Raw genomic sequence first — 26,639 nt, forward strand, 5'->3', positions numbered from 1 at the left:
ACCGGCCCAGCGCGCTCTTCGCGCCCGGCGGCGCTCTACATGGCCGACAGCGACCGCGCGTAGTTCACCTGCTGGGTGACCTGCTGCATGGTCTCCGGGGTGCGCGCCGGGATGACCGTGGCGTAGTGGGAGTTGCCGTTGGACACCGTCACCTGGATGTTCCCGGTGGTCACCTTCTCCTTCATCAGGAGGAAGAACAGGCCCAGCAGCCCCAGACCGCAGAACCAGATGAACAGCACGATGGAGCCGATCGTCAGGACCAGCCCGGTCGTGGAGAGCTTCTCCTCCACGTGGCTCATGTCGGTCACGTTCCACTGCGCGCCCCGGATGGGGAAGCGCCCGGAGGGGGTGATGACCTCGCTCTGCGTGAGGGTGATGTCCCCGATCGAGGTGAGGATCGGCTCGCCGGACGCGGGCTGCGGGGCGGCGTCCCACCCGCCGGTGCCGGCCGGGACCATCTCGCCGTGGGAGTAAGGGAGGTCTCCGCCGGGGTAGGGCTGTCCGCCGTACGCCTGGTCGGCCGGCCTGCCGTACGGGTCGCCCGGGTCCGAAGGGGGTTGGGGATAGTCGCTCATGCGCCGATTCTCGCAAACCCCGGCCCTGCACAGGACGGGACGACAACCCTGGCCGGGTCCGGTCCCGCCGCTTCTGCGAAGATGGGCCTGCGCCGCCGAGGAACACGGAGCCCCGCCGCGGCGGGGTGCGAAGCCGTGGCTGTCCCGCAACTGTGAGGGAGGAGTCCGCCCCGACGCAGGCCACTGCCGGTCCGCCGGCGGGAAGGCACGGGCCGGGCGTCGATCCCCGAGCCAGGAGACTTCGCGGCGCTCGAAGAACGCTCGGCACCGGGGCGCGGACCCCGGCTCGACACGAAGGGCCACGCGTGGCAACGATCCTGCTGCTGTCCACCGCGGACACCGAACTCCTGGCCGCGCGCGCCGCGGAGGCGGGCTACCGGACCGCCAACCCGGCGCGCACCCCCGCCTCCGAGGTCCCCGCACTGCTCGACGGCGCCGACATCGCGGTGGTGCGCCTGCTGGGCGGCAGCGAGGCCTGGAAGGAGGGGCTGGAGGCGCTGCGCGCGAGCGGCGTCCCGCTGGTCGCCCTGGGCGGCGAGGCCGCCCCCGACGCCGAGATGATCGCGCTGTCCACGGTCGCCTCCGGGGTGGCCACCGAGGCCCACGCCTACCTGGCCGAGGGCGGCGTGGGCAACCTGCGCCAGCTCGCCCGCTTCCTGTCCGACACGGTGCTGCTCACCGGCGACGGCTTCGAGCCGCCGGCGAAGATGCCCGAGTTCGGGGTGCACCGCCTCCCGTGGCGCGAGGAGGCCGACCCGGAGCCGGAGGCCGGGCGCCCCACCGTCGCCGTGGTCTTCTACCGGGCGCACGAGCTGGCCGGCAACACCGACTTCGTCGACGTGCTGTGCCGCGCGGTCGAGGACGCCGGGGGCCACCCGCTGCCGGTCTTCTCCGGTTCGCTGCGCGGCCTGGACACCGACAACGCCCCGGGGCTGTTCACCCTGCTGGGCCGGGCCGACGCCGTGGTGACCACGGTGCTGGCCGCCGGGGGCGCCGTGGCCGCGGACGCCAGCGGCGGCGGCGACGAGGACGCCTGGGACGCCGGCGCCCTGGCCGCGCTCGACGTGCCGGTGCTCCAGGGCCTGGTCCTGACCTCCACCCGCGAGCAGTGGCAGGCCTCCGACGCCGCGCTCACCCCGATGGACGCGGGCATGCAGGTCGCCATCCCCGAGTTCGACGGCCGGCTGATCACCGTGCCCTTCTCCTTCAAGGAGGTCGGCGAGGCGGGCATCGCCGTGTACCGGGCCGACCCCGAGCGCGCCGCCCGCATCGCCGGGATCGCCGTGGCCCACGGCCGCCTGCGCTCGGTGCCGCACGCCGACCGCCGGCTGGCCGTGGTGCTCTCCTCCTACCCCACCAAGCACTCCCGGGTCGGCAACGCCGTGGGCCTGGACACCCCCGCCTCGGCGGTGCGCCTGTTCCGCCTGCTCGCCGAGCGCGGCTACGACCTGGGCTCCGACGACGCGCTGTGGCGCGTGCCCGCCCCGGAGGAGGGCCGGCGCGAGGACGACGGGGACCCGCTCATCCACGCGCTGATCGCCGCCGGCGGGCACGACGTGGAGTGGCTGAGCGAGGACCAGCTCGCCGCCGCCGAGGTGCGCGTGCCGCTGGAGGACTACCGGCGCTGGTTCGAGGCCCAGCCGAAGGAGCTGCGCGAGGCCGTCCGCGGCCACTGGGGCGATCCGCCCGGTGAGCTGTACGTCGACGACTCGCGCGGCCGCCCCGAGATCGTGCTGGCCTCGCTGCGCTTCGGCAACGTCGTGCTGATGATCCAGCCGCCGCGGGGCTTCGGGGAGAACCCGATCGCCATCTACCACGACCCCGACCTGCCGCCCTCGCACCACTACCTGGCCGCCTACCGGTGGATGGAGGCCGCCCCCGCCGACGGCGGCTTCGGCGCCCACGCCGTGGTGCACCTGGGCAAGCACGGCACCCTGGAGTGGCTGCCCGGCAAGGGCCTGGGCATGGCGGCCGAGGACGCGCCCGACGCGGTGCTGGGCAACCTGCCGCTGGTCTACCCCTTCATCGTCAACGACCCGGGCGAGGGCACCCAGGCCAAGCGGCGCGGCCACGCCACCGTGGTCGACCACCTGGTGCCGCCCATGGCGCGCGCCGACACCTACGGCGACATCGCCAAGCTGGAGCAGCTGCTCGACGAGTACGCCCTGGTCAGCGACCTGGACCCGGACAAGGGGCCGGCGCTGCGCGCGCAGATCTGGACCCTGATCAAGAGCGCCGAGCTGCACCACGACCTCCACCAGGAGGAGATGCCCTCCGAGGACGAGTTCGACGACTTCGTGATGCACGTCGACGGCTACCTGTGCGAGATCAAGGATGTGCAGATCCGCGACGGCCTGCACATCCTGGGCGCCGCCCCGCAGGGGGAGGCGCGGGTCAACCTCGCGCTCGCCGTGCTGCGGGCCACCCAGGTGTGGGGCGGGCGCGTGGGGGCGCTGCCGGGGCTGCGCGCGGCGCTGGCCCGCCGGTTCGGGCTGGACGAGAAGGAGCTGCTGGCCGAGCCGGGCGCCCGGGTGCAGGTGCCCGGGGAGCTGAGCGCCCTGGTCGACGGGCCCGCCCGGACCGCCTCGGACGCCGTGGACCTGATCGAGACGCTGGCCCGGCGCATGGTCGAGTACATGGAGGAGGACGGCTGGCGGGCCGACCGCGCCGAGGCTGCCGTGGCCGCGGTGCTCGGCGGCGACCGGGCCGACAGTGCCGCCGGTGCGGACGGCGGCGGGGAGGCCGCGCAGGCGACGGCCGACATGGTGCGGGTGCTGGTCTTCGCCGCGGAGGAGGTGGTGCCGCGCCTGGACGCCACCGGGGCCGAGATCGACGCGGTCCTGCACGCCCTGGACGGCGGGCACATCCCCGCCGGTCCCTCCGGCTCGCCCACCCGCGGCCTGGTCAACGTGCTGCCCACCGGCCGCAACTTCTACTCGGTCGACCCCAAGGCGATCCCCGCGCGCAACTCCTGGGACGTGGGCCAGGCGCTGGCCGACTCGCTGGTGGCGCGCCACCTGGCCGACACGGGCGCCTACCCCCGCTCGGTGGGCATCACCGTGTGGGGCACCGCCGCCATGCGCACCCAGGGCGACGACATCGCCGAGGTGCTGGCGCTGCTGGGCTGCCGCCCGGTGTGGGACGACGCCTCGCGCCGGGTGACCGGCTTCGAGGTGATCCCGCTGGAGGAGCTGGGCCGCCCGCGCATCGACGTGACGCTGCGCGTCTCCGGCTTCTTCCGGGACGCCTTCCCGCACGTGATCGGCCTGGTCGACGACGCCATCGCGGCGGTGTCGGAGCTGGACGAGCCGGCCGAGTCCAACTACTGCCGCGCCCACGCGGTGGCGGACCTCGCCGAGCACGGCGACTGGCGGCGCGCCACCACCCGCATCTTCGGCTCCAAGCCGGGCGCCTACGGGGCGGGCCTGCTGCCGCTGATCGACTCGCGGAACTGGCGCGACGACGCCGACCTGGCCGAGGTGTACGCGGTGTGGGGCGGCTACGCCTACGGCCGCGGGCTGGACGGGGCCGAGGCCCGCACCGACATGGAGTCGGCCTTCCGCCGCATCTCGGTGGCGGCCAAGAACCAGGACACCCGCGAGCACGACATCGTCGACTCCGACGACTACTTCCAGTACCACGGCGGCATGGTGGCGATGGTGCGCCGCCTGACGGGCGAGTCCCCGGCCGCTTACATCGGCGACTCGGCGGTCCCCGAGCGGGTCAAGACCCGCACCCTCGGGGAGGAGACCCGCCGGGTGTTCCGCGCGCGCGTGGTCAACCCCCGGTGGATCGCGGCGATGCGCCGCCACGGCTACAAGGGCGCGTTCGAGCTTGCGGCCACGGTGGACTACCTGTTCGGCTACGACGCCACCGCCGGGGTCGTGGACGACTGGATGTACAAGACCCTGGCCGAGACCTACGTGTTCGACCCGGAGAACAGCGAGTTCCTGGAGGACTCGAACCCGTGGGCGCTGCGGGGGATCTCCGAGCGCCTGCTGGAGGCGGCCGACCGGGGCCTGTGGGCCGAGCCCGACAAGGAGGTCCTGGACCGCCTTCGGGAGACCTACCTGCGCCTGGAGGGCGACCTGGAGGGCGACGACGAGGACTGACGGCGGTCGGCGACCGTCGGAGGCCCCTGATGCGATCGGGCCGGTGCCGCAGCAGCGGCACCGGCCCGATCGCGTGAGGCGGGTCCCGTGGAGCCGTACGGCCTCGCCCGACCGATCCGCCCTCAGGGGCGGCGCGTGGTGAGCCGGACTGGAGGGGCTGAGCGAACGGCGGGGCCTGCGCGGCCCGTGTTCGGGTCCTGAAGGGCGCGGTGAGAAGAGGCGGGAAGACGCGTCGCGTCGCGCTCGGCGGTGATTGCGGAGCCGGGCGGGTCTGCTCTCTTCTTCAGCGGTCCGGGATCAGACCTTGGTGTAGAAGTGCGCGTCGTGGCGGCCTTCCCCGGGCGTGTACAGGTAGAACCGGATGTCCTCCTCGAAGGAGACGACCATGTAGCCCTGCCAGGTGTCCGGGGAGTCCATCGTGATCCAATGGCCCGTCGAATTGATCTCGCACTCCCCGAGCCCGGTGGGGTCGCCGGGCTTCTGCTCTTCCAGCTCTTGCATGTAGTAGCAGAGGTCCCAGTCGCCGTCGAGCCGCCCGCCCTCGACCTTCTGCCCCTCACCGGGACCGATGGCGTCGCCCATGGCCGTGTAGGTGTGGTCGTCCCGAAACTCGATGGTCCGGCCCTGGTCGTCCTCCCAGGTGCCCATCACGTCGTCCCGGAAGATCCGCCCTTCCGGGTCGGCGTAGAGCAGCTCGGTGGGAATGCCGCAGCCGGCGGCAACGAGCGCGGTCACGGTGATGAGGGCCGCCGAGGCGAGGCGCCGCGGCCGGTGACGGAATCGCAATCAGGTCTCCGCTCAGGTCCGGGGGATACCGCCCCGGAGGGTGAATGCGTCCCCGATTCGCTGGTGAGCGTACCGCGGGCCTGCTCACCTGCTTCTTCGGGGTGGCCCGGCGCCGGATGTGAAGGGCCCGGGGCCGGCTCCGCGCTCGGGCCGCCCCGTCCTCTTCCGAGCGGTCGCGTTCCCCCCGGGGCCGTCGTGACCGGATGTGGCCATCCCTGCCGCATGTGGCACCGATGACGCCCGGCGCCGCCCGTTCAGTGCTGTTACCGCTGGTAGCGGAAGCGGTCCGGACCGGGCGCCCGGGGGCGCGCGCCGCACCGATCGGCCGCACGTACGGCGGAGGGGAACATGAAACTCTTTCGCGATCACCGCTGCGGTGCGTAACCTGCCGCCGACCCGACGCGTACCACGACCCTCGACACCACCCGTACCGACCCCCTGGTGATCCCCCTGCCGATCGAGGTACGACACATGCTCCAGCACCCCCGACGCAGCATCCCCGCCGCGGGGCTGGCGATCGCCTGCGCGCTCGCCCTGGCCCCCGGCCCGTTCGGCGGAGCCGCGCCGGCGGCCGCCGCGGACGGGCCCGACCCCGCCGAGATCATGGCCGCGATCGAGGACCACTGCGGCGAGGCCGGCTGCCGCGACGTCCTGCCCCCCGGCCAGAACGGCGATGCCACCCTGGTCGAGATCCTCGGCAACCAGGCCTTCGGCACCCGCCCGGCGCACTCCTCGGACCAGCTCGACCGGTACGACGACCTGCTGCACGACTACGAGGGCCTGGACGACTCCGGCCTCGACGACTACTTCATGGACGCCTCCTTCGGCGTCGACCCCGGCGACGTCGAGCGCGAGTACAGCCCGCGCGGGGACGTGACCATCCAGCGCGACAAGGGCTTCGGCGTCCCCCACATCTACGGCGAGACGCGCGAGGGCACCATGTACGGCGCCGGCTACGCCGCCGCCGAGGACCGGCTCTTCCTCATGGACGTGCTGCGCAACCTGGGCCGCGGCGAGCTGACCCCCTTCGCCGGCGGGGCGCCGGGCAACCGCTCCTTCGAGCAGATGCTCTGGCGCACGGCCCCCTACACCGAGGAGGACAAGCAGGCCCAGATCGACCGGGTCGCCGCCTCCGGCGAGCGGGGCGCACAGGCCCTGGCCGACGTGGAGTCCTACGTCGAGGGCATCAACGCCTACATCGACCGCTCCCAGGACCGCCGCGACTACCCCGGCGAGTACGTGCTGACCGGGCACAAGAACGCCATCACCCAGGAAGGCGAGATCGAGCACTTCCGCCCGACCGACGTCGTCGGCATCGCCTCCCTGGTGGGCGCGCTGTTCGGCGGCGGGGGCGGCGGCGAGGTGCAGTCCGCGCTGATCCGCCTGTCCTTCCAGAACCGGTACGGCCAGGAGGAGGGCGACCGGCACTGGCAGGCCTGGCGCATGCAGAACGACCCGGAGGCCGTGGCCACGGTCGACGGGGACTTCCCCTACGCGCGGACCCCCGAGGAGCCGGTCGGGCGCGCCATGCCCGACGAGGGGTCGGTCGAGCCCTACGACATCGTCCACGACGAGTCCGGGTCGGCCGCATCCGGCCAGGCGGCCACGCAGAGCGCCCCCGAGGCCGCCTCGGCGGCCAGTGCCGAGAAGGACGGCGGCACCGTGGAGGAGCTGCCCGCCGACCAGGAGGCCGAACTGGAGGAGAAGGCCGAGGAGGGCGACCTGGAGGAGGCCGCCGGCATCTTCAACGACGGCGTCCTCCCCGCCGACCTGGCCGAGCCGCGCGGCATGTCCAACGCGCTCATGGTCTCCGGCGAGCACACCGCCGACGGCAGCCCGATCGCCGTCATGGGACCCCAGACCGGCTACTTCTCCCCGCAGCTGCTCATGGTGCAGGAGCTGCAGGGGCCCGGCATCAGCGCCCGCGGCGCCTCCTTCGCCGGAACCAGCTTCTACGTGCAGATGGGGCGCGGCGCCGACTACGCCTGGAGCGCCACCTCCGCCGGGCAGGACATCACCGACACCTTCGCGGTGGAGCTGTGCGAGTCCGACGGGTCCGACCCCGACACCGGCTCGCGGTCCTACGTCGCCCGGGACGGCTCCTGCACCGGCTTCGAGGAGCTGACCGTGGAGAACTCCTGGGAGCCCACGGTCGCCGACCAGACGCCCGAGGGGTCCTACCGCCTGACCTCGCTGCGCTCGGAGTACGGGCTGGTGGAGTCGTTCGGCACGGTCGACGGCGCCCCCGTCGCCTTCACCGTGCGCCGCTCCACCTACATGCGGGAGGTCGACTCCATCATCGGCTTCCAGCGGTTCAACGACCCCGGCGAGATCGGATCGGCCGCCGACTTCCAGGAGGCCGCCGCCGACGTCGGCTACGCCTTCAACTGGCACTACGCCGACGCCGGCGAGGTCGCCTTCCAGAACTCCGGCGCCAACCCGGTGCGCACCGAGGGCACCGACCCCGACCTGCCCATCGCCGCCGGCTCCGAGGCCGGGTGGAAGGGGTGGGACCCTGCCGACAACGGCGCCGAGTACCACCCCCGGCAGGACCACCCCAACTCGGTCGGCCAGGACTACTACGTCAACTGGAACAACAAGGCCGGCCGGGGCTACACCTCGGGCTGGGGGACCGGGTCGGTGCACCGCGGCGACCTGCTCGACGGGCGGGTGCGCGGCCTCATCGAGGACGGGCACGCCTTCACCCGGGCCTCCCTGACCGCCACCATGATGGAGGCCGGCCACACCGACCTGCGCGGTGAGCAGGTGCTGCCGGTGCTGCTGGAGGTGCTGGAGCGCGCCGACACCTCCGACCCGGAGGCGGCCGAGGCCCTGCAGGCGCTCACCGCCTGGGAGGAGGCGGGCGCTCCGCGCCGCGAGCCCGAGCGCGACGCCGGGTCCTATGCGCACGCCGACGCGATCCGGGTCATGGACGCCTGGTGGCCGCGCCTGGTGGAGGCCCAGTTCGAGCCGGGGCTGGGCGAGGCCCTGTACGGCGAGATCGGCAGGGCGGTCCAGCTCGGCGAGACGCCCCACGGGGACGGCGAGCACAAGGGCTCGGCGTTCCAGTACGGCTGGTGGTCCTACGTGGACAAGGACCTGCGCACCGTGCTCGGCGAGGACGTCGAGGGCGGACTGGGCGGCCCCTACTGCGGGGGCGGCGACGCCGACGTCTGTGCCCAGGTGCTCGCCGACACCCTGGCCGAGGCGGCGGCGGTGCCCGCCGAGGAGGTCTACCCGGCCCGCGGCGGCTGCGACGCGGGCGACCAGCTGTGCGCCGACACGGTCGTGCACCAGGCCCTGGGCGGCATCAACATGTGGCCCATCGCCTGGCAGAACCGGCCGACCTACCAGATGGTGATGCAGTTCGAGAGCCGGCGGGGCTGACCCGCGCCGGACGCGGGGGCGGGCCGGCGGCCCGCCCCCGCGCGCCTGTCCGGCGGCCCTTCTCCGGGGCGGCGCGGGGCGCGCGCGGCGGACGCTGCGCCGATCTCCCGGGCCTCTTCGGAGAGGCGGCGGTGCGGGTGCGGTGCGGCGGGCCGGAAACCTCCGGAACGGAGGGGATCCCGTGCCCGAAAGATGTGTGCTTCCTCACCACGGCGCGGGTAGTTTAGGGGTACCCGCTGGACGGGAGGCCGTTTATGCCGCTATGGGTCCTCTGGCTGATCGCCGCCGTTGCGCTCGGCGTCGCCGAGGCCTTCACCCTGACCCTCTCCCTCGGCCTGCTGGCGGTCGCGGCGCTGGTCGCCGGTGTCGTCGGCGCCGCGGGCATGGGGGTGGTGGCCCAGGTGCTGGCCTTCATCGTGACGTCGGCCGCCGGGCTGCTGGTGATCCGCCCCATCGCCCGCCGCCACATGCGCCAGCCGCCGCTGCTGCCGTCGGGCACCGACGCCCTCGTGGGCCGCTCCGCCGTGGTCATCGAGGAGGTCACCGGCGACGACGGGCGCATCAAGCTGCTCGGAGAGGAGTGGTCCGCGCGCGCCCTGGACGAGGACCATGTGATCCCCGCGGGCGTGCACGTGGACGTCATGGAGATCGACGGCGCCACCGCCGTGGTCTATCCGCGCGAGGCCTTGCCGTGAGCCCCACGCACCGACCCCTAGATCCGACTCGCAGGGCAGGTACATCATGGGAGCCGACATCCTCTTCATCGTCCTGGCGGCCATCGCGGTACTGCTGGTGGTCTCCACGGTGCGGATCGTTCCGCAGGCCCGCGCCTACAACATCGAGCGCTTCGGCCGCTACCAGCGCACCCTCCAGCCCGGGCTGAACTTCATCATCCCGGTGGTGGACCGCGTCAATACCAAGTTCGACCTGCGCGAGCAGGTGTTCTCCTCCCGGCCGCAGCCGGTCATCACCGAGGACAACCTGGTCGTCAACATCGACACGGTGCTCTACTACCAGATCACCGAGCCCAAGGCGGCGGCCTATGAGGTCGCCAACTACCTGCAGGCCATCGACCAGCTGACCGTCACCACGCTGCGCAACGTGATCGGCGGGATGGACCTGGAGCGCACGCTGACCTCCCGGGAGGAGATCAACACCAAGCTTCGCGGCGTGCTGGACGAGGCCACCGGCAAGTGGGGCATCCGCGTCAACCGGGTGGAGATCAAGGCGATCGACCCGCCGCCCACCATCAAGGAGGCGATGGAGAAGCAGATGCGGGCCGAGCGCGACAAGCGGGCCGTGGTCCTGCACGCGGAGGGCGAGCGGCAGCAGCGCATCCTCACCGCGGAGGGCGCCCGCCAGCAGGCGATCCTGGAGGCGCAGGGCGACCAGCAGGCGCGGATCCTGCGTGCGGACGGCGAGGCCCAGGCCGTCGAGCGGGTCTTCCAGGCGGTGCACCGCAACAACGCCGACCCCAAGCTCCTGGCCTACAAGTACCTGGAGACGCTGCCGGCGCTGGCCAACGGCGAGGGCAACACCTTCTGGGTGATCCCGGGCGAGCTGACCTCGGCGGTGCAGAACGTGACCCGGGCCTTCGCCGGGGAGGCGGGCGCCGCGTCCGACGGCGGCGGCGAGCACGGCGGCGACGAGAGCGCGGGGCGCTCCGAGCGCACGGACGAGCTGGAGGAGGGCGCGACCCCGGAGCTGACCTCGGGCGTGTACGGCGACCGTGCCTCCCGGTCCGCAGCGGACGAGGCCGCCCAGAGCGCGGCCGAGGCGGTGGAGAGCGCCCGCAGGGCGGCGGAGGCGGCCGCGGCCGGAGGGACGGTCTCCGACTCCGGCATCCCGGAGCAGAGCGGCGGTGAGCGCTGAGGCCTCCGACACCGGGACGGGGGCGCCGGAGCGCCCGGGCAGGACGGCGGTGAGTCCCGCCCCTCGCCGGGGGCGCCGGGTGTGCCGGGTCTCCGGGTGGTAGCGGGGGAGGGACTTTCGGTGGGCAGAGTCGGCGGGCAGAGCAGGTGCACCGGTAGGGAGGCCACGGCGGCCGCCGGTGTGTGACGCCAGGGCGGCGCTGCCGTGTCGGGGGTGAAGAGCACGGACGAGGGCGCGCGGGCTACGGGGCCCGGCCACGGACGAGGACGCCGGGGCGCCGGTGCCGTCGGCGGGGCCCGGTCCGGTGCGGACGACCGTTTCGCCGCACCGCCTGCGGGCATGGGGCGCACACCGTGCCCATTCGATACGCCGGGTCGTGACGCCAGGGACCCAGCCGGACGCGGAGGTGGCGGCCTTAGCGGGTCACCGTCCCCTCCGGCAGTGGACGAGGCGGCTCCGTACCGATGACGCCATAGGGGGCCGGGTCCGGTCTCTGCCCAAGACCTCTGGGAACCGCGGCCCCGGGCATCAGCCCTCGCTCGATTCGGAGTCCTCTTGGGGCTCCTCGTCCTCCGTGGCGGGGGCGGTCTCCATCAGCTTGTAGTCGTCGAACAGGGCGACCGCGTCGTCGCCGCTGCCGCCGGAGCGGGTCAGCAGAAGGCCGGTGCCGCGGCCCAGGATCGGCTGCTCGTCGGTGGCCTCGGCCACGAACTCGCCGTTGAGCCAGGCGCGGACGGTCACGACGCCGTCCTCGAGGTCCTGGCCCTCCTCGACGGTGCGGTCGCAGGTGATCTGCAGGGTGTTGACGGCCTCGTCGCCCGACTCGTACCCGGGGACCTCGGTGATGCCGGCCAGGGTGCCCTGCCCCTCCTCGGACCCGCCGTTGCGCCGGATGACCAGCTCCTTGCCGTCCTTGCGGAGCATGACCTCGTACTGGCGGTAGTCCTCGTCGTAGCGGTCCTCGTCGGCGTCGTAGCCGAAGCAGTACATCCCCGCCTCGGCGTACTCGGGACCGGAGTCCCACCGCAGGTCGGCCGAGGCCGCCATGTGCACCGGGTGCTTGTCGCCCAGCGGCGCGTAGGCCCGCACCCACGGCTCGTCCTCGTCGGCGCGCATCGCGAAGGCCTGGTCGGTGTGGCCGGTGGTCGAGTCGTCCTCGAACTCGTAGTCGTACTTGTCGGTCCACGAGGTCTCGCCGCTGTCGAAGTCCTGCTGGTAGACGCTGCGGGCCTCGGTGGGGAACGCCGGGTCGCGGTTCAGGTAGAGGGCGGCCCCGCCGGCGGCGAGCAGCACGAGCACCGCGCCCCCGCCGATCAGGGCCATGACGGGCTTGGAGCGCCGCTTGCGCCCGCCGGGCGGCACCTGGCCGCCGGGCGGGGTGCCCGGTCCTCCCGGTCCACCGGGACCGCCCGGACCTCCGACACCGGCCGCCGCGAAGGGCGCGGGCCCACCGTGCGGGGGCGAGGGCGCACCCAGGCCGCCGGCACCGGGAGGCGCACCCGGGCCTGCAGGGGCGCCGGGGCCGTGCGCCTGCGGGGGAGCCCCGTACTGCGGCTGCTGCGGCCCGGAGGGGACGGCCCCGTGCGGGGCGCCCGGCACGGGCTGCTGCGGGCCGGACGGGGGGTGCGGCACGTACGGCGCGGTCGGCGGCGCCGCGGCGGTCTCCTGCGGGGACGGGCCCTGCGGGGTCGGCCCCTGCGGCGGCAGCGCGGCGGTCGGCTGGGCCTGGAGGTCGGCGGTGGGGGTGTCCTCCTCCGCCGCCGGTGCGGCCACGGCCTGCGTGGGGCGCGCGGTCGACGGCGGCGTCCAGGAGCGCACCAGCGTCTGGTCGACCACCGAGGCGCTGGGGTCCTCCTTGCCGACCAGGCGGTTGAGGAGCTGCTGGGCGGTCGGGCGGCCGGCAGGGTCCTTGGACAGGGCGGCCGCGACCATGTCCCGCAGCGGCGGCTCCAGGTCGCCCAGCTCGGGGGCCATCGAGGAGATCTGGTGCAGCACCGCCGGGACGCTGGGGGCGTCGAAGGGGGCGCGGCCGGTCCCGGCGAAGGTGACCAGGCAGCCCCAGGAGAAGATGTCGGAGGCGGGCGTGATGTCGTCGCCCGCGATGAGCTCGGGGGCCAGGTAGGCGGGGGTGCCCATGAGCTGGCTGGAGCGGGTGACCGCGCCCTCGTCCTCCATGGCGCGGGCGATGCCGAAGTCGATCACCTTGGGGCCCACCGAGGACAGCAGCACGTTGGCCGGCTTGAGGTCGCGGTGGATCACCCCGGCGCCGTGGATCGCGGTGAGCGCCGCGGCCACGCCCATGGCCAGGCCGTCCAGCGTGCCGCCGACCATCGGCCCCTCGGCGGCGATCGCCTCGGCCAGGTTGGGGCCCGGCACGTACTCGGAGACGATGAACAGCGGCTCGCCGTCCAGGCGGGCGTCGAGCACGCCGGCGGTGGAGAACCGGGCCACCCGGCGGGCCGACTCCACCTCCCGGCCGAAGCGCCGCCGGAAGTCCTCGTCGTCGGCGAGGCCGGGGTGGATGAGTTTGACCGCGACCCGTCGGCCCTGTGCGGTGCGGGCCAGGTAGACGGTGCCCATGCCGCCGCGCCCCAGCCGGCCCAGGACCGTGTAGTCGCCGAGCTCGCGGGGGTCGCCGGTGCGCAGGGGTCTGGCGCTGTCGTGCCCGTTAGACGTCACTGTTCCGAAGTTCCTTTGCGGGTCGCGATTCGCCGTCATAGCGTACCGACGCCGCGACCGCCCGGGTATCGGTGCTTCGGTCCCCGCGGCCGGACCGGCGCCGCTATGATGGGAACACGTGTTCGAAGCCTGTCCTTCCCCGCAGGCTCTGGTCGTGCTGTCGGCGCAGAGGCGCCGGCGCCGGAAGGGGAGGAGGCCGATGAGCCGGGTGTACGGCGCGCAGATCGACGTGGTGGAGAAGGAGGGGCGGCCGGTCCGCTTCACCTGGAGCGGGCGGATCCACACCGTGCGCCGGGTGATCGACCACTGGGTGACCCTGCGGGCCGAGTGGGCGGCGGAGGCGGGCGAGCGGCTGNGCGGCGCCACTGGCGGGTCGAGGCGGGCTCGAACCGCTCGCTGGGCGTCTACGAGCTGCGGCACGATGTCGTCGCGGGGTCCTGGACGCTGGTGCGGGTGCTGGACTGATCCGCCGGGGCCCACCGGTGCGGCCCTCCGGGGCCTCGGGCGCGGGGCCCGTCGAGTGCGTGCGCGGCATGGGCAGGGCCGGCGGGAGGCGCCCGCGGTCCGGTCGCCGATCCGCTTCGGCGGCCGGAGGCGGAACGGAATGCGCGCCCCCGCGGGTGACGCCCCTCCCTGCTCCCCTGCTCCGGTCGATGGGCGGGCTCACCCCAGGACCATGTCCCGGAGGGCGCGCAGGGTGGGCTCGTCGCGCACGCCGGCCACCACCAGCGTCGTGACGGGGGTGCCGCGCCAGGCCTCCAGCCGCTCGGCGATCCGGGAGAGCGGGCCCACCAGGCACAGGGCGTCGGCGAGTTCGTCGGGAACGGCGCTCACCGCCTCGCCGCGGCGGCCCGCCAGGAACAGCTCCTGCACCTTGCGGGCGGCGTCGCCGAAGCCGAGGCGGACGAAGGCCTGGAGGTGGAAGTTGCGGCGGGCGGCGCCCATGCCCCCGATGTAGAAGGCCAGCGGCGCCTTGGCGGCGTACAGCGCGGCGGCGGTGTCGGTGCCCGGCACGACGGTGACGGTGCAGGCGATGTCGAAGCCGGGGGGAGCGGCGGCCAGGGCGTCGGCGTACAGGGCGGGGCTGCGCTCGGGGTGGAAGAACATGGGCGCCCAGCCGTCGGCGGCCTCGGCGGCGAGGGCGGCGTTGCGTGGGCCCTCGGCGCCCAGGTAGACGGGGATGCGCGGGCGCAGCGGGCGGGTGATGGGCTTGAGCGGCTTGCCGAGTCCGGTGCCTCCGGGCAGCGGCAGGGGGTAGTGCGGCCCGTCGGAGACGACAGGGGCCTCGCGGCGCCAGACCTGGCGCATGATGTCGAGGTATTCGCGGGTGCGCTCCAGGGGGCGGGGGAAGGGGCGGCCGTACCAGCCCTCCACGACCTGCGGTCCGGAGACGCCGATGCCCAGGCGCAGGCGCCCGCCGGAGAGGTGGTCGAGGGTCAGGGCGTGCATCGCGGTGGCGGTGGGGGTGCGGGCGGAGATCTGTGCGACGGCGGTCCCCAGACCGATGCGCCGGGTCTGCGCGCCGTACCAGGCGAGCGGGGTGAAGGCGTCGGAGCCGTAGGCTTCGGCGGTCCACACCGAGTCGTACCCGAGCGCCTCGGCGGTGCGCACGGTGGCGGAGGCGTCCTCGCCTTCGGCCCCCCAGTAGCCGAGGGCGAGCCCGATCCTCATATCCGTGGCCACGGCGCCTCCCCAGGGGTCGGGTGGCCTGCATGGTAGAACGCGTTCCATTTCGGGGGGAAGGGCCGGTGCCGGAGGGCGTCGTCCGGGGCGTCCGGGGCGGGCCGGTCGCCGGTTCGACCCCTGGCCGGAAACGGCCCGGAACACGTCGTATGAGACTGTGTAGGGCGGTGCCGAGGCAGGAACGCCGGTGTGAGGCCGGGGCGGACCCGCCACTGTGACCGGGGAGCGGACCCGCGGGAGGACGCCACCGCCGATGTGTGCGGCGGGGAGGGGGGGGGGGGGGNAGGCGGCGGGCGAGCGCCGATCCGGGAGCCAGGACACTGCACGGCGCCGCGACCGACCCCTATGGGCGTGGACTCCCGAGGAAGGACTGACCCGCGTGAGCGCTACCGCTCGCTATCCCTTCAGCGCGGTCGTCGGCATGGACGACCTGAAACTTGCCCTGCTCGTCAACGCGGTCTCCCCGGCGGTCGGCGGGGTCCTGGTCCGCGGCGAGAAGGGCACCGCAAAGTCGACCGCGGTGCGCGCACTGGCGACGCTGCTGCCCGACCAGCAGGCGGTGGCCGGGTGCCGGTTCGGCTGCGACCCCGACGCCCCCGACCCCGAGTGCCCGGACGGCCCGCACCCCGCCGGCGCGGTCCCCGAAGACCGCCCGGCCCGGCTGGTGGAGCTGCCGGTGGGCGCCAGCGAGGACCGGCTCGTCGGTTCCCTCGACATCGAGCGCGCCCTCACCGAGGGCGTGACGGCCTTCGAGCCCGGCCTGCTCGCCGCCGCGCACCGCGGGGTGCTGTACGTGGACGAGGTGAACCTGCTCCACGACCACCTGGTCGACCTCATGCTGGACGCGGCCGCCATGGGCACCTGCCACGTCGAGCGCGAGGGCGTCTCGGTGCGGCACGCCGCCCGGTTCATCCTGGTCGGCACCATGAACCCCGAGGAGGGGGAGCTGCGGCCGCAGCTGCTGGACCGCTTCGGCCTGACCGTGGAGGTCGCCGCCACCCGCGACCCGGCCGAGCGGGCCGAGGTGGTGCGCCGCCGCCTGGCCTTCGAGACCGACCCCGCCGGGTTCGCGGCGGGCTTCCAGCACGAGGAGCGCGAGCTGGCCGAGCGGATCCGCGCGGCCCGCAAGCGGCTGCCCGGCGTGGTGCTCACCGACGCGGCGCTGCGCCAGGTCACCGCCGTGTGCGCGGCCTTCGAGGTGGACGGGCTGCGTGCGGACATCGTGACCGCGCGCGCCGCGATGGCGCTGGCCGCCTGGCGGGACCGCACCGAGGTCACCTCCGACGACGTGCGCGACGCCGCCCGGCTGTCGCTGCCGCACCGCCGGCGCCGCGACCCCTTCGACGCTCCGGGCCTGGACGAGGACCGGCTCTCCGACGCCCTGCAGGAGGCGGGTGAGCAGGACCCAAAAGGCCCTGAGGACGACCCGGACGGCCCGGGGAGTCCAGACGGCGGCGGACAGGGCGGTGACGGCGACGACGGCGGTGACGGGAACGGCGGTGACGGCGGCGGGCAGGGCCCGGCGCCCGAGGCCGGCGAGGCCCGTGAGGACGACGACGGCCGCGACGGCGGCCCCGAGGAGTCCGCGCAGGAGGGCGAGGCGCCCGCCGACCCCCCTCCCGGCCGGCCGCAGGAGCGGCCGGCCGGGGAGGACGGGGAGAACGAGCAGCGGAAGGGTGCCGGCGCCGGAGGCGAGCAGTCCTCCGAGGCCGGCGAGACCTTCCGTCCCCGGCTGTTCAGCGTCAAGGGGATCGGCGCGGGCGCGCCCGGCCGCCGCTCGCGGGCGGAGACCCCGTTCGGCCGCGCCTCCGGCGCCCGCCGGCCCGGCGAGGGCCGCGGGCCGCTGCACCTGACCGCGACGCTGCGCGCGGCCGCACCGCACCAGCGGGCGCGCGGGCGCACCGGCGCCGGCCTGGTCCTGCGCCGCGGCGACCTGCGCGAGGCGGTGCGCGAGGGCCGGGAGGGCAACCTGGTGCTGTTCTGCGTGGACGCCAGCGGGTCGATGGCGGCGCGGCAGCGCATGCGGGCGGTCAAGGGGGCGGTGCTGAGCCTGCTCCTGGACGCCTACCAGCGTCGTGACAAGGTCGGGCTGGTGACCTTCCGCGGCCGTGAGGGCCGGGTGGAGCTGCCGCCCACCTCTTCGGTGGAGGCGGGGGCACGGCGGCTGCACGACCTGCGCACCGGGGGGCGCACCCCGCTGGCGGCGGGGCTGCTGCAGGCGGCGGACGTGCTGCGTGTGGAGCGGCTGCGCGACGCGCGCCGCCGGCCGCTGCTGGTGCTCGTCACCGACGGGCGCGCCACCCACGGCGGCCTCGACGACGCACTGCGGGCGGCGGCGTGGATCGGCGCCCAGGACGTGCAGACGGTGGTCGTGGACTGCGAGTCGGGGCCGGTCCGCCTGGGGCTGGCCGAGCGGCTGGCGGCCCAGGCCGGAGGCGAGGCGGTCCGCCTGGAGGAGCTGGGGGCCGAGGCCCTCACCGGGCTGGTGCGCGGCACACGCGGCCGCGTCGCCTGAGGGCGGCCCGAGACCGGCCTCGACCCCGCACCCACCACCGGGCATCGGAACAGAAAGCAGGAAGAGCACATGCCTCAGGGCAAACCCAACTACGTCCCCGACGACGGGCTGACCACGCGGCAGCGGCGGCACCGGCCGCTGGTGGTCGTGCACACCGGGCCGGGCAAGGGCAAGTCGACGGCGGCCTTCGGGCTGGCCACCCGTGCGTGGGCGCAGGGGTGGGACATCGGCGTGTTCCAGTTCGTGAAGTCGGCCAAGTGGCGCATCGGGGAGGAGAAGGCGCTGCAGGTGCTGGGGGCCACCGGCGAGGGCGGCGCGGTCACCTGGAACAAGATGGGCGAGGGGTGGTCCTGGATCCAGCGCCCGGGCAGCGAGCAGGACCACGCCGCCGACGCCGCCGAGGGCTGGGCCCAGATCAAGCGCGACCTGGCGGCCGAGACCTACCGGATGTACGTGCTGGACGAGTTCACCTACCCGATGAAGTGGGGGTGGGTGGACCCCGAGGACGTCGTCGAGACGCTGCGCAACCGGCCCGGGACCCAGCACGTGGTGATCACCGGCCGCGACGCCGACCCGCGCCTGCTGGAGGCGGCGGACCTGGTGACGGAGATGACCAAGGTCAAGCACCCGATGGACAACGGCCAGAAGGGCCAGCGCGGCATCGAGTGGTGACCCCGCCGTCCCGGAGGACGCCTCCGGGACGTCCCCGGGCGTCCGCGAACCAGCGAGCCCCGGGACGGTATATGCGCACCGCCGGGAGCGCGTCCGGCGAACCGATGCACCATTCCCGGTCGCGGCGGTCCCGGCCCCCCGGTCGGCCGGCCGCCCGGCCGGGGGCCGGGACCGCGCTCGGTTCGGCGCTTCCGGCGGGCGGCGATGTTTGTGCTTCTTCCCGACCGTCGCCGTCCGTCGGACCGACCGCAGCCCAGGGTCCCCCGCTCACGCCTGTCGGCCGGGTGTCGGGCCGGCGGAGTGCAAGGGGACGGCGACGAGGACGAGGGCCGCGGATGTCCGGGCAGCGCCGCCGGGTACCGGGCGTGCGGACGGTCGCGGACGAGAGCGGCGACGGAGCAGCAGGTACCGCGCCCCTCGGCGGCCTGCCGGGCGCCAGGCCGGCAGCGGTCCCGCGTGCGGGCAGCGACGAAGGGTGGTGGGGCCCGGGCCTGTCAGCCGCTGGCCGCCCGCATCGACACCCTTGTTGATCTCGGGAAAGTCGGGGTAATACTCGCCGGTATTACCCCGACTTTCCCGAGATCAACAAGGAAGGAGGGCGAGCGATCAGCGGTCGCACCTTCAGACCAGGTCGGACGGGATCAGGCTGTACACCGCCAGGCCGGTCCGGCCCTCGTGGAGGGGCATGGCGTTGCGTTCGATGCCCTCGAACGTGAAGCCCGTCTTCTCGGCCACCCTCCTCGAGGCCCGGTTCCCCGTGGCCGCCTTCAGTTCCACCCGTTCGAAGCCCTGGTCGGCGATGGCCCACCGGCTCACCGCCAGCACCGCCTCGGTCGCCATGCCCCGGCCGCGGGCCCAGGGGGAGAACCAGTACCCGACCTCGGTCGTGCGCGCCTTCCACAGCGTCCGCAGCAGGCCGATCGCCCCCACGAACCGCCCCGTCGCGGCGTCGCAGGCCGCCCACTGCTGCCCGTCGCCCGAGGCCCGCAGCGCCGGGGCGGTGACCGTGCACCACTTCTCCGCCTCGTCCCGGGTGTAGGGCACCCCCGGCGCGGGCATCGGGACCCACTCCTGTGTGGACGGAGCCGAGGCCGCCTCCAGCACGCCGTCCACGTCGGCCTCGGTGAACGCCCGCAGGACCAGCCGCTCGGTCTCCAGGACCACCATGGGCATCCGCTCGGTCCCCGCACCGCCCGTGCTCACGAGCGCCCCCTCTCCGCGTGGGTGCGTGCCGCCTCCAGGAAGCGGGCGGCGATACCCGGCGCGCCGGCCCAGTGCAGGTGCAGGTAGGACGCGCACATCGTCGCCCCGCCGAACCCCTCCGGGGCGTCGGGGCTCCACTGCCAGGCGGGCGCGGACCCGTGGGCCGGGTCCACCGCCGTCCGGTGGAACTCGTGCCCGTGCACCCGGGTGCCCGCCGCGGCCAGCACCGAGTCGCCGACCGCGACCGCCTCCCGGTAGCCCAGCGTCAGCCGCCCGGTCATCCGGGCCTTGGCCGGGAGCACCCCGCACATGGGCGCCCCGTCCAGGCTCTCCGACAGGTACAGCAGCCCCGCGCACTCGGCGGCCAGTGGGCCCCCGGCGGCGGCGAAGGAGGCCACACGCCCGCGCAGCGGTGCGTTGGCCGACAGCCGCTCGGCGTGCATCTCGGGGAACCCGCCGCCCACGACGAGCCCCGTCGTCCCCTCCGGGAGCTTCTCGTCCCGCAGCGGGTCGACCGTGCGCACCTCGGCGCCGCCCGCCCGCAGCAGCTCGGTGTTCTCGGTGTAGGCGAAGGTGAACGCCTCCCCGCCGGCCGCGGCCACCACGGGGGCCGGACCGGTGCCCGGGACCGCGTCCAGCGCCGCCGCCTCGTCCGCGGGGCTCCACGCCGGGCCGTCCAGCGGGCCGGCGGTGCGCGCCAGTGCCGCCACCGCGTCCAGGTCGCAGGAGTCGGCGACCAGGCTCCCTAGCGCCCGCACCGCCTCGGACGCCTCCGCGGCCCGCTCGGCCGCCGGGATCAGCCCCAGGTGGCGGGCGGGCGTCTCCACCGAGTCGTGCCGGCGCAGCGCCCCCAGCACCGGCACCCCGGCGTCGTCCATGGCCGCGCGCAGCAGCTCCTCGTGCCGGTCGGAGCCGACCCGGTTGAGGATCACGCCGCCGACCCGCACCCGGGTGTCGTAGGTGCAGAACCCGTGCACCAGCGCCGCCACCGAGCGGGAGGCGCGGGCGGCGTCCACCACCAGCACCACCGGCGCCCGCAGCAGCCCGGCCACGTGCGCCGTCGAGGCGAAGTCGCCCGCGCCGGCGTGGTGCCGCGGCCGGGAGGCCCCGTCGAAGAGCCCCATGACCCCTTCCACCACGGCGATGTCGGCGCCCGCCGACCCGTGCAGGAACAGCGGGGCCACCCGCCCCTCCCCGCACAGCACCGGGTCCAGGTTGCGCGGCGGCCGCCCCGTGGCCAGCGCGTGGTACCCGGGGTCGATGTAGTCCGGACCCACCTTGTGGCCGGAGACCCGGTCCCCCCGAGCGGCGAACGCCGCCATCAGCCCTGTGGCCACCGTGGTCTTCCCGCTCCCCGACGCGGGGGCCGCGACCACCACACGCGGTACCGCCACCCGGGCCTCCCTCCTGCTCGCTCCGCCGACCGTGCGCCGCCCGGGACCCGGCCCCGGCGGCGACCGCCAAGGGTACGCGCAGGGCGGCCGACGGCGCGCGCGGGCCGCACCGATACGCTGTCCTGCGGTCCGGCCCGCCGCGGCGCGGCCGGGCCGCAGGACACGGACGCGGCTCAGGCCGCCAGAACCCGAGCAGAAAGCGGTGGGATGGGCGCGAGCAGGACGCTCGTCGGGGTCGGCGTCGGCCCCGGAGACCCCGAGCAGGTGACGGTCAAGGCGGTGCGGCGCATGCGCGAGGCCGACGTCGTCCTGGTGCCGGTGATGGCGCCGGACGAGCCGGGACGGGCCGAGGCGACGGTGCGCGCGCATGTTCCCGCCGACCGGATCGAGCGGGTGGTGTTCGCCCTCAACGACCGCGGCGGCCGCAGCGAGCGCCGGGTGCGCGCCTGGGACGAGGCCGCCCGCACGGTGCTGGACCGCTTCGAGCGCGGCGCGGGCACGGTCGCCTTCGCCACCATCGGCGACCCCAACATCTACTCCACCTTCACCTACCTGGCGCAGACGGTGCGCGAGGGCGACCCGCGCACGCGGGTCGAGACCCTGCCCGGCATCACCGCCATGCAGGACCTGGCCGCCCGGTCGGGGCGGGTGCTGGTGGAGGGGACCGAGCCGCTCACCCTGATGCCGGTCACCGGCGGAGTGGAGCGGCTGCGGGAGGCGCTGGACGGCGATGCGACGGTGGTGGCCTACAAGTTCGGCCGGTTCGCCGCCGACACCGTCGAGGCGCTGCGTGATTCGGGGCGCGACGACCAGGCCGTGTACGGTTCCCGGCTGGGACTGCCCGACGAGGAGGTGGCGCCGGTGGGCGACCTCGGCGACAGGGCGTGCGAGCTGCCGTACCTGTCGACCCTGATCGCCCCGGCGCCCCGCAACGGACGTGGAGGCAAGCTGTGATGGAGGACCCGGCGCGCACCGCCGGAACGGACGCGGACACCGGACCGGAGGCCCCAGGGGCCCGGGGCAGGGTGGTCTTCGTGGGGGCCGGGCCGGGCGCCGCCGACCTGCTGACCCTCCGCGCGGCCCGCGCCATCGCCGAGGCCGACATCGTCATCTGGGCCGCCAGCCTGGTGCACGAGGACGTGCTGGAGCACGCCGCCGAGGGCGCGGAGATCGTCGACTCGGCGAAGCTGCCCATGGAGGGCGTCATGCCCTACTACGAGCGGGCGGCGCGCGAGGGGCTGCAGGTCGCCCGCATCCACTCCGGCGACCCGTCGCTGTGGGGCGCGGTCCAGGAGCAGTTCGACCAGTGCGAGCGGATGGGCCTGGACACCGAGATCATCCCCGGGGTGCCGGCGTTCAGCGCCGTCGCCGCCATCGCCGGGCGCGAGCTGACCATCCCCGAGGTGGCCCAGTCCGTGGTGCTGACCCGCCTGGGCGGGGGCAAGACCCCCATGCCCGAGGGCGAGGAGGTGCGCGAGTTCGCGCGCCACGGCACCACCATGGCGCTGTTCCTCTCGGCGGCGCGCTCGGGGCAGCTGCAGACCGAGCTGCTGGAGGGCGGCTACCCCGAGGACACCCCGTGCGTGGTGGCCTACCAGGCGACCTGGCCGGACGAGCTGATCGCGCGGTGCACCCTGGGCGAGCTGGAGGCCACGATCAAGGAGCACCGGCTGTGGAAGCACACCCTGGTGCTGGTCGGCCCGGCGCTGAACGCGGGCGGCACCCGCTCGCACCTGTACCACCCGGGCCACTTCCACGGTTACCGCCGTGCCGACCGCGACGCCCGCCGCGCCCTGCGCGCGTCGCGGGCGGGGTCGTGACCTCCGGCGCGGCCGGAGGCGCACGGGGTCCGGCGGCCGCCGGACCCCGCGGTGGAGCGGGCGGCCCGCGCGCGGCGCCGGCGCCGCGCGGGAGCGGTCCTCGGCCCCGGCCGCACGCCGTGGCGACCGCGGTCCCCCGCCGAAGCACGGGAATCACGGAAGGGGGTCGCCCCGCGCCGCCCCCGCCGGCCGCGGGGCGGATGCTCCCGCGAACCGCTCACATGCGTGAGTGCGGGCACGAGGGCCGGACGAGGGCGGCCATGGGGCGCCCCGCCGGCCGAACGCCGGCCCCGGCACGGGTGCCGGCAGACCAGAGGCGACCGCAGGAGGGCGTCCACGGTGAGTACGGACGAGCCTGAGCGCACGAGCGGCACCCGCCCCGGGCGCGGCGGCGATGCCCGGACCGCCGACACCGGGACCGGGACCGACGCCGGGACCGGGGCCGGAGGCGGTTCGGGCTCTGGACCGGACGCCGCCGACCCCGGGGCCGCAGCACCCGAACTGCGCGAACCCGACCTGCCGCGCACCGCGAAGGTCCGGCAGAAGGCCCTGCGCACCGGGTGGACCACCGGTGCGTGTGCGTCGGCGGCCGCCAAGGCCGCCGCGCAGGCGCTGGCGACCGGGGAGCCGGTCGAGGTCGTGGAGATCGGCCTGCCCTCCGGGCGGCGGGTGACCTTCGCCACCGAGCGGTGCGCGCTGCTCTCCGCCGACCGGGCCGAGGCGGTCGTGGTCAAGGACGCCGGGGACGACCCGGACGTGACGCACGGGGCGCACATCACCGCCACCGTGACCCGCGCCCCCGGCAGCGGGCTGCGGTTGGACGGCGGGATCGGCGTCGGCGTGGTCACCCGGCCCGGGCTGGGGCTGGAGCCGGGCGAGGCGGCGATCAACCCGGTGCCCCGGCAGATGATCGGCGAGGCGGTGCGCGAGGCCGCCGACGCCGACGGCCAGGAGCTGACCGTGGTGATCAGCGTCCCCGACGGCGAGCGGATGGCGCGCAAGACGACCAACGCCAAGCTGGGGATCATCGGCGGCATCTCGATCCTGGGCACCACCGGCATCGTGCGCCCGTTCTCCACCGCGTCCTGGCGGGCGAGCGTGGAGCAGGCGGTGTCGGTGATGGCGGCCCAGGGCGAGGACACCCTGGTGCTGTGCACCGGCGGGCGCACCGAGAAGGGCGCCATGCAGATGCTGCCGCACCTGCCCGAGGTGTGCTTCGTCGAGGTGGGCGACTTCACCGGCGCCGCGCTGCGGCGCGCGGCCGGGTACGGGCTGTCGAAGGTGGTCTTCGTCGGCATGGCGGGCAAGCTGACCAAACTGGCCGCCGGGGTGCTGATGACCCACTACACCCGGTCGAAGGTGTCGACGCGGCTGCTGGGCGACATCACCCGCGAGGTCGGCGGGGGAGAGGAGCTGGCCGCCCGGGTGGACGTCGCGAACACCGGCCGCCACGCCTACGAGCTGTGGGAGGAGGCCGGGCTCCTGCGCACCGCCGGGGACGTCCTGTGCCACAGGGTCGCCGATGTGCTGTCCCGCTTCACCGAAGGGGCGATGGAGGCCGAGGTGGCCATGGTGGACTTCACCGGCAAGCGCATCATGGCCGCCTACCCGCCCCGGGAGGAGGGGCAGTGAGCGTGCGCATGAGCGGGAGCCCCTTGCGGGCAGGGGACAGCGTCGCCGATGGCGGTGCCGCCGCCCGTACCTCCAGGGCGCCGACCGCCCGCCTGGGGAGTGTCCGCGGGAGCGGCTTGTTCGTGCGTCCTGAGGATTTTCGGGGCCGCGCGGGTACGGGGGCCCAGGCCGATGGGCCGGTGCCGTGCCGGGGGCGTGCGCGCTCCCGAGCCTGCCGAACCCGCGTCGGTCTCGGGGACGCCGACCTTGCGAGGGCCCTGACAGGACCGGCGTCCCCGAGATCGACGACAGGGGGGCGTCCTGTCGTGGGTGGTTCCCGCGCGGCTTCCGACGGCCTCGCTACCGAGCCGTTCGCGAGCCGTACGGGCAGGGCCGGGCCGCCGGGGGGCCGATGCCCCGTGGCGGGCCGAGGGCGGTGGAAGCACGGCCGCAGGCAGCTTGGGGCGGCCGACTCACCCCTGTCCTGCGTCGGAGCCGCGGCTCCCGGAACACCGAGAACGCCGGAACCGGCCCGAGCACGGGCGGCAGAAGCGGAAGCGGAGGCGGTATGACCAGGCTCTCCGCATCCCCCGGCATCACCGTCATCGGCATGGACGGGCGCCGGCTCCCCGCCGAGGCCCGGCGGGCGCTGTGGACCGCGCGGACCGTCGCCGGGGCCGCACGCCACCTGGACGCCGTCGCCGGCCTCGTCCCCTCCGGGACCGAGCTGGTCAAGCTCGGGCGGCTCGACCCCGTCCTCGACCGGATCGCCGCCTCGAGCGAGCCCGCCGCCGTCCTGGCCTCCGGCGACCCCGGCTTCTTCGGGATCGTCCGCGCCCTGCGCGAGCGCGGCCTGACCCCCCGGGTGCACCCCGCCGTCTCCTCCGTGGCCGCGGCCTTCGCCCGCGCCGGACTGCCGTGGGACGACGCCGTCGTGGTCTCGGCGCACGGCCGCGCCGAATCGGGCCGCTCCGCAGAGCGCGCCCTGGCCGCCGCGCTCGCCCACCCCAAGGCCGCCGTGCTGACCGCCCCCGGCGGTGCCGGCCCCGAGGCCTTCGTCGGCCCCCTGCTGCGGGCCGGCCGCACGGTCTACGTGGCCCAGCGGCTGGAGACCCCCGAGGAGTCGGTGGTCGAGGCGGGAGCGGACGACGCCGACCGCACCGACTGGGCGCACCCCAACGTCGTGCTGTCGGTCGACCCCGCCCGCGCGGTCGCCCCGTCCATGGCGTGGATGCCCGGCCACCAGGGCGCCCCCGACGGGTGGGCGCTGCCCGAGGACGCCTTCGAGCACCGTGCCTCCATGGTCACCAAGCCCGAGGTGCGCGCCCTGGCCCTGGCCCGCCTGGCCCCCCGGCCCGGCACCGTGGTCTGGGACGTCGGCGCGTGCAGCGGATCGGTGGCCGTCGAGTGCGCCCGCTTCGGCGCGCACGCCGTCGCCTTCGAGCAGAGCGGCGAGGACTGTGCGCGCATCCGGGCCAACGCTCTTGAGTACGGCGTGCACGTGGACGTCCGCCACGGCCGCCTCCCCGAGGCCTTCCCCGGCGCCCCCGGTGACGACGGGGTCCCCGCCCCGGACGCGGTGTTCCTCGGAGGGGGCGACGACCGCGTGGCCGCCGAGGCCCTGCGCCGCTTCCGCCCCGCGCGCGCGGTGGCGGCCCTGGCATCGGTCGACCGGGTCGGGACCGTGCACGCACTGCTCTGTGACGCGGGGTACGACGTCGGGGGGACCCAGCTCCAGGCCTCCCGCCTGGCCCCGCTGCCCAACGGGTCGCTGCGGCTGGCCGCCGCCAACCCGGTGACACTGCTGTGGGGGACCGCGGCCCCGGACGGCTCTGCGCCCTCCGGCCCCTGACCGCACCCCGATCCTGATTCCCTGACCCCTTCCGGAAAGGTGGACATGAGCGACATCGGCGTCATCGCCGTCACCGCACGCGGCCGGGTGGCCGCCGAGAGCCTGGCCCAGGCCTGGCCCGATGAGGTGCGCATCGTCGAGGCCGAGCGGCCGGCCGACGCCCTGCGCACCGCCTTCGCCGAGTGCGGGGCGGTGGTGAGCATGCTCGCCGTCGGAGCCACCGTCCGGGTGCTGGCCCCGCTGCTCGGCGGAAAGACCACCGACCCGGCGGTGGTCTGCGTCGACGAGGGGCTGGAGCACGCCGTCGCCGTGCTCGGCGGCCACTACGGGGCGAACGCCCTGGCGACCCGCGTCTCCTCGGTGCTCGGCACCCGCCCGGTGGTCACCACCGCCAGCGACGCGGTCTCGGCCGTCTCCCTCGATGCCTACGGCGCCGACCTGGGGCTGCGCATCGCCGACCGCGACCGGCTGGGCTCCG

15 protein-coding genes, 3 pseudogenes and 1 riboswitch are annotated in these 26,639 nt (G+C 75.1%); of the genes and pseudogenes, 12 read left to right on the plus strand and 6 right to left on the minus strand.

Annotated elements, in window-relative coordinates:
• Positions 1-35: 35 nt before the first annotated feature.
• Positions 36-575 carry a hypothetical protein gene (locus D450_RS0112720; protein ID WP_017539050.1) on the minus strand — a complete coding sequence of 180 codons (540 nt, stop codon included), beginning with the start codon at positions 573-575 and terminating at the stop codon, positions 36-38.
• Positions 576-672: 97 nt separating this feature from the next.
• A riboswitch (cobalamin riboswitch) is annotated at positions 673-817 on the plus strand.
• 63 nt (positions 818-880) lie between these two features.
• On the opposite strand from D450_RS0112720, the gene cobN reads away from it, so the two are divergent.
• Positions 881-4,687 carry a cobaltochelatase subunit CobN gene (cobN, locus tag D450_RS0112725; protein ID WP_017539051.1) on the plus strand — a complete coding sequence of 1,269 codons (3,807 nt, stop codon included), beginning with the start codon at positions 881-883 and terminating at the stop codon, positions 4,685-4,687.
• Between the two features lie 297 nt (positions 4,688-4,984).
• Here the strand turns inward: cobN and D450_RS0112730 are convergent, their stop codons facing one another.
• Entirely contained in the window at positions 4,985-5,422 is a 438-nt protein-coding gene (locus D450_RS0112730) for a hypothetical protein (protein ID WP_241483138.1), read from the minus strand.
• Positions 5,423-5,944: 522 nt separating this feature from the next.
• Between D450_RS0112730 and D450_RS0112735 the strand changes: the two genes are divergently transcribed.
• The 3 genes from D450_RS0112735 to D450_RS0112745 all read left to right on the plus strand — a co-directional run bounded on the left by D450_RS0112735 (position 5,945) and on the right by D450_RS0112745 (position 10,732).
• The gene (locus D450_RS0112735) at positions 5,945-8,860 is read left to right on the plus strand and encodes a penicillin acylase family protein (RefSeq protein WP_017539053.1); all 2,916 of its coding nucleotides are present in this window, start codon (positions 5,945-5,947) and stop codon (positions 8,858-8,860) included.
• 254 nt (positions 8,861-9,114) lie between these two features.
• Entirely contained in the window at positions 9,115-9,555 is a 441-nt protein-coding gene (locus tag D450_RS0112740; RefSeq protein WP_017539054.1) for an NfeD family protein, read from the plus strand.
• A gap of 46 nt (positions 9,556-9,601) precedes the next feature.
• Positions 9,602-10,732, plus strand: a complete 1,131-nt coding sequence (locus D450_RS0112745) for an SPFH domain-containing protein (protein ID WP_017539055.1) — start codon at positions 9,602-9,604, stop codon at positions 10,730-10,732.
• Positions 10,733-11,260: 528 nt separating this feature from the next.
• Here D450_RS0112745 and D450_RS0112750 read toward each other — a convergent pair.
• Positions 11,261-13,411: a serine/threonine-protein kinase gene (locus tag D450_RS0112750; RefSeq protein WP_017539056.1), complete on the minus strand. Its 2,151-nt coding sequence runs from the start codon at positions 13,409-13,411 to the stop codon at positions 11,261-11,263.
• 199 nt (positions 13,412-13,610) lie between these two features.
• Here D450_RS0112750 and D450_RS35435 point away from each other — a divergent pair.
• A pseudogene (locus tag D450_RS35435) lies at positions 13,611-13,876 on the plus strand (DUF6504 family protein).
• A gap of 198 nt (positions 13,877-14,074) precedes the next feature.
• Here D450_RS35435 and D450_RS0112760 read toward each other — a convergent pair.
• Positions 14,075-15,094, minus strand: coding sequence for an LLM class F420-dependent oxidoreductase (locus tag D450_RS0112760; RefSeq protein WP_026128519.1), 1,020 nt, complete (start codon positions 15,092-15,094; stop codon positions 14,075-14,077).
• A 379-nt stretch (positions 15,095-15,473) separates the two neighbouring features.
• Between D450_RS0112760 and D450_RS0112765 the strand changes: the two genes are divergently transcribed.
• Together D450_RS0112765 and cobO are read left to right on the plus strand one after the other, a co-directional pair.
• Positions 15,474-17,609 (plus strand): putative cobaltochelatase, encoded by a 2,136-nt coding sequence (locus D450_RS0112765; protein ID WP_017539059.1) that lies wholly within the window; start codon positions 15,474-15,476, stop codon positions 17,607-17,609.
• Between the two features lie 66 nt (positions 17,610-17,675).
• A pseudogene (gene cobO, locus D450_RS0112770) lies at positions 17,676-18,281 on the plus strand (cob(I)yrinic acid a,c-diamide adenosyltransferase); the annotation flags it as partial.
• A gap of 621 nt (positions 18,282-18,902) precedes the next feature.
• On the opposite strand, the gene D450_RS0112775 reads toward cobO, so the two are convergent.
• Both D450_RS0112775 and D450_RS0112780 read right to left on the minus strand, forming a co-directional pair.
• On the minus strand, positions 18,903-19,484 hold the full coding sequence (locus D450_RS0112775) for a GNAT family N-acetyltransferase (RefSeq protein ID WP_017539061.1): 582 nt from the start codon (positions 19,482-19,484) through the stop codon (positions 18,903-18,905).
• Positions 19,481-20,863, minus strand: a complete 1,383-nt coding sequence (locus D450_RS0112780; protein ID WP_017539062.1) for a cobyrinate a,c-diamide synthase — start codon at positions 20,861-20,863, stop codon at positions 19,481-19,483. Before D450_RS0112780 ends, D450_RS0112775 begins: the two co-directional genes overlap by 4 nt.
• Before the next feature lie 222 nt (positions 20,864-21,085).
• On the opposite strand from D450_RS0112780, the gene cobI reads away from it, so the two are divergent.
• The 5 genes and pseudogenes from cobI to D450_RS30085 all read left to right on the plus strand — a co-directional run.
• Positions 21,086-21,832 carry a precorrin-2 C(20)-methyltransferase gene (cobI, locus tag D450_RS0112785; RefSeq protein ID WP_017539063.1) on the plus strand — a complete coding sequence of 249 codons (747 nt, stop codon included), beginning with the start codon at positions 21,086-21,088 and terminating at the stop codon, positions 21,830-21,832.
• Positions 21,832-22,698: a precorrin-4 C(11)-methyltransferase gene (cobM, locus tag D450_RS0112790; protein ID WP_017539064.1), complete on the plus strand. Its 867-nt coding sequence runs from the start codon at positions 21,832-21,834 to the stop codon at positions 22,696-22,698. The genes cobI and cobM overlap by 1 nt, the downstream gene beginning before the upstream one ends.
• Positions 22,699-23,037: 339 nt before the next feature.
• Entirely contained in the window at positions 23,038-24,330 is a 1,293-nt protein-coding gene (locus D450_RS0112795; protein WP_017539065.1) for a cobalt-precorrin-5B (C(1))-methyltransferase, read from the plus strand.
• A 547-nt stretch (positions 24,331-24,877) separates the two neighbouring features.
• Complete coding sequence (cbiE, locus tag D450_RS0112800; protein ID WP_017539066.1) at positions 24,878-26,161, plus strand: precorrin-6y C5,15-methyltransferase (decarboxylating) subunit CbiE; 1,284 nt, start codon at positions 24,878-24,880, stop codon at positions 26,159-26,161.
• 45 nt (positions 26,162-26,206) lie between these two features.
• A pseudogene (locus D450_RS30085) lies at positions 26,207-26,639 on the plus strand (precorrin-3B C(17)-methyltransferase); the annotation flags it as partial.

Origin of the sequence: Nocardiopsis halophila DSM 44494, assembly GCF_000341245.1 — a bacterium.
GTDB classification, from domain to species: Bacteria; Actinomycetota; Actinomycetes; order Streptosporangiales; family Streptosporangiaceae; genus Nocardiopsis_A; species Nocardiopsis_A halophila.

Excerpts from the sequence above, each read along its gene's own strand:
- D450_RS0112720 (WP_017539050.1), bottom strand. The coding sequence starts at position 575 with ATGAGCGACTATCCCCAACCCCCTTCGGACCCGGGCGACCCGTACGGC.
- D450_RS0112735 (WP_017539053.1), top strand. The coding sequence starts at position 5,945 with ATGCTCCAGCACCCCCGACGCAGCATCCCCGCCGCGGGGCTGGCGATC.
- D450_RS0112740 (WP_017539054.1), top strand. The coding sequence starts at position 9,115 with ATGCCGCTATGGGTCCTCTGGCTGATCGCCGCCGTTGCGCTCGGCGTC.
- D450_RS0112745 (WP_017539055.1), top strand. The coding sequence starts at position 9,602 with ATGGGAGCCGACATCCTCTTCATCGTCCTGGCGGCCATCGCGGTACTG.
- cobI (WP_017539063.1), top strand. The coding sequence starts at position 21,086 with ATGGGCGCGAGCAGGACGCTCGTCGGGGTCGGCGTCGGCCCCGGAGAC.
- cobM (WP_017539064.1), top strand. The coding sequence starts at position 21,832 with ATGGAGGACCCGGCGCGCACCGCCGGAACGGACGCGGACACCGGACCG.
- cbiE (WP_017539066.1), top strand. The coding sequence starts at position 24,878 with ATGACCAGGCTCTCCGCATCCCCCGGCATCACCGTCATCGGCATGGAC.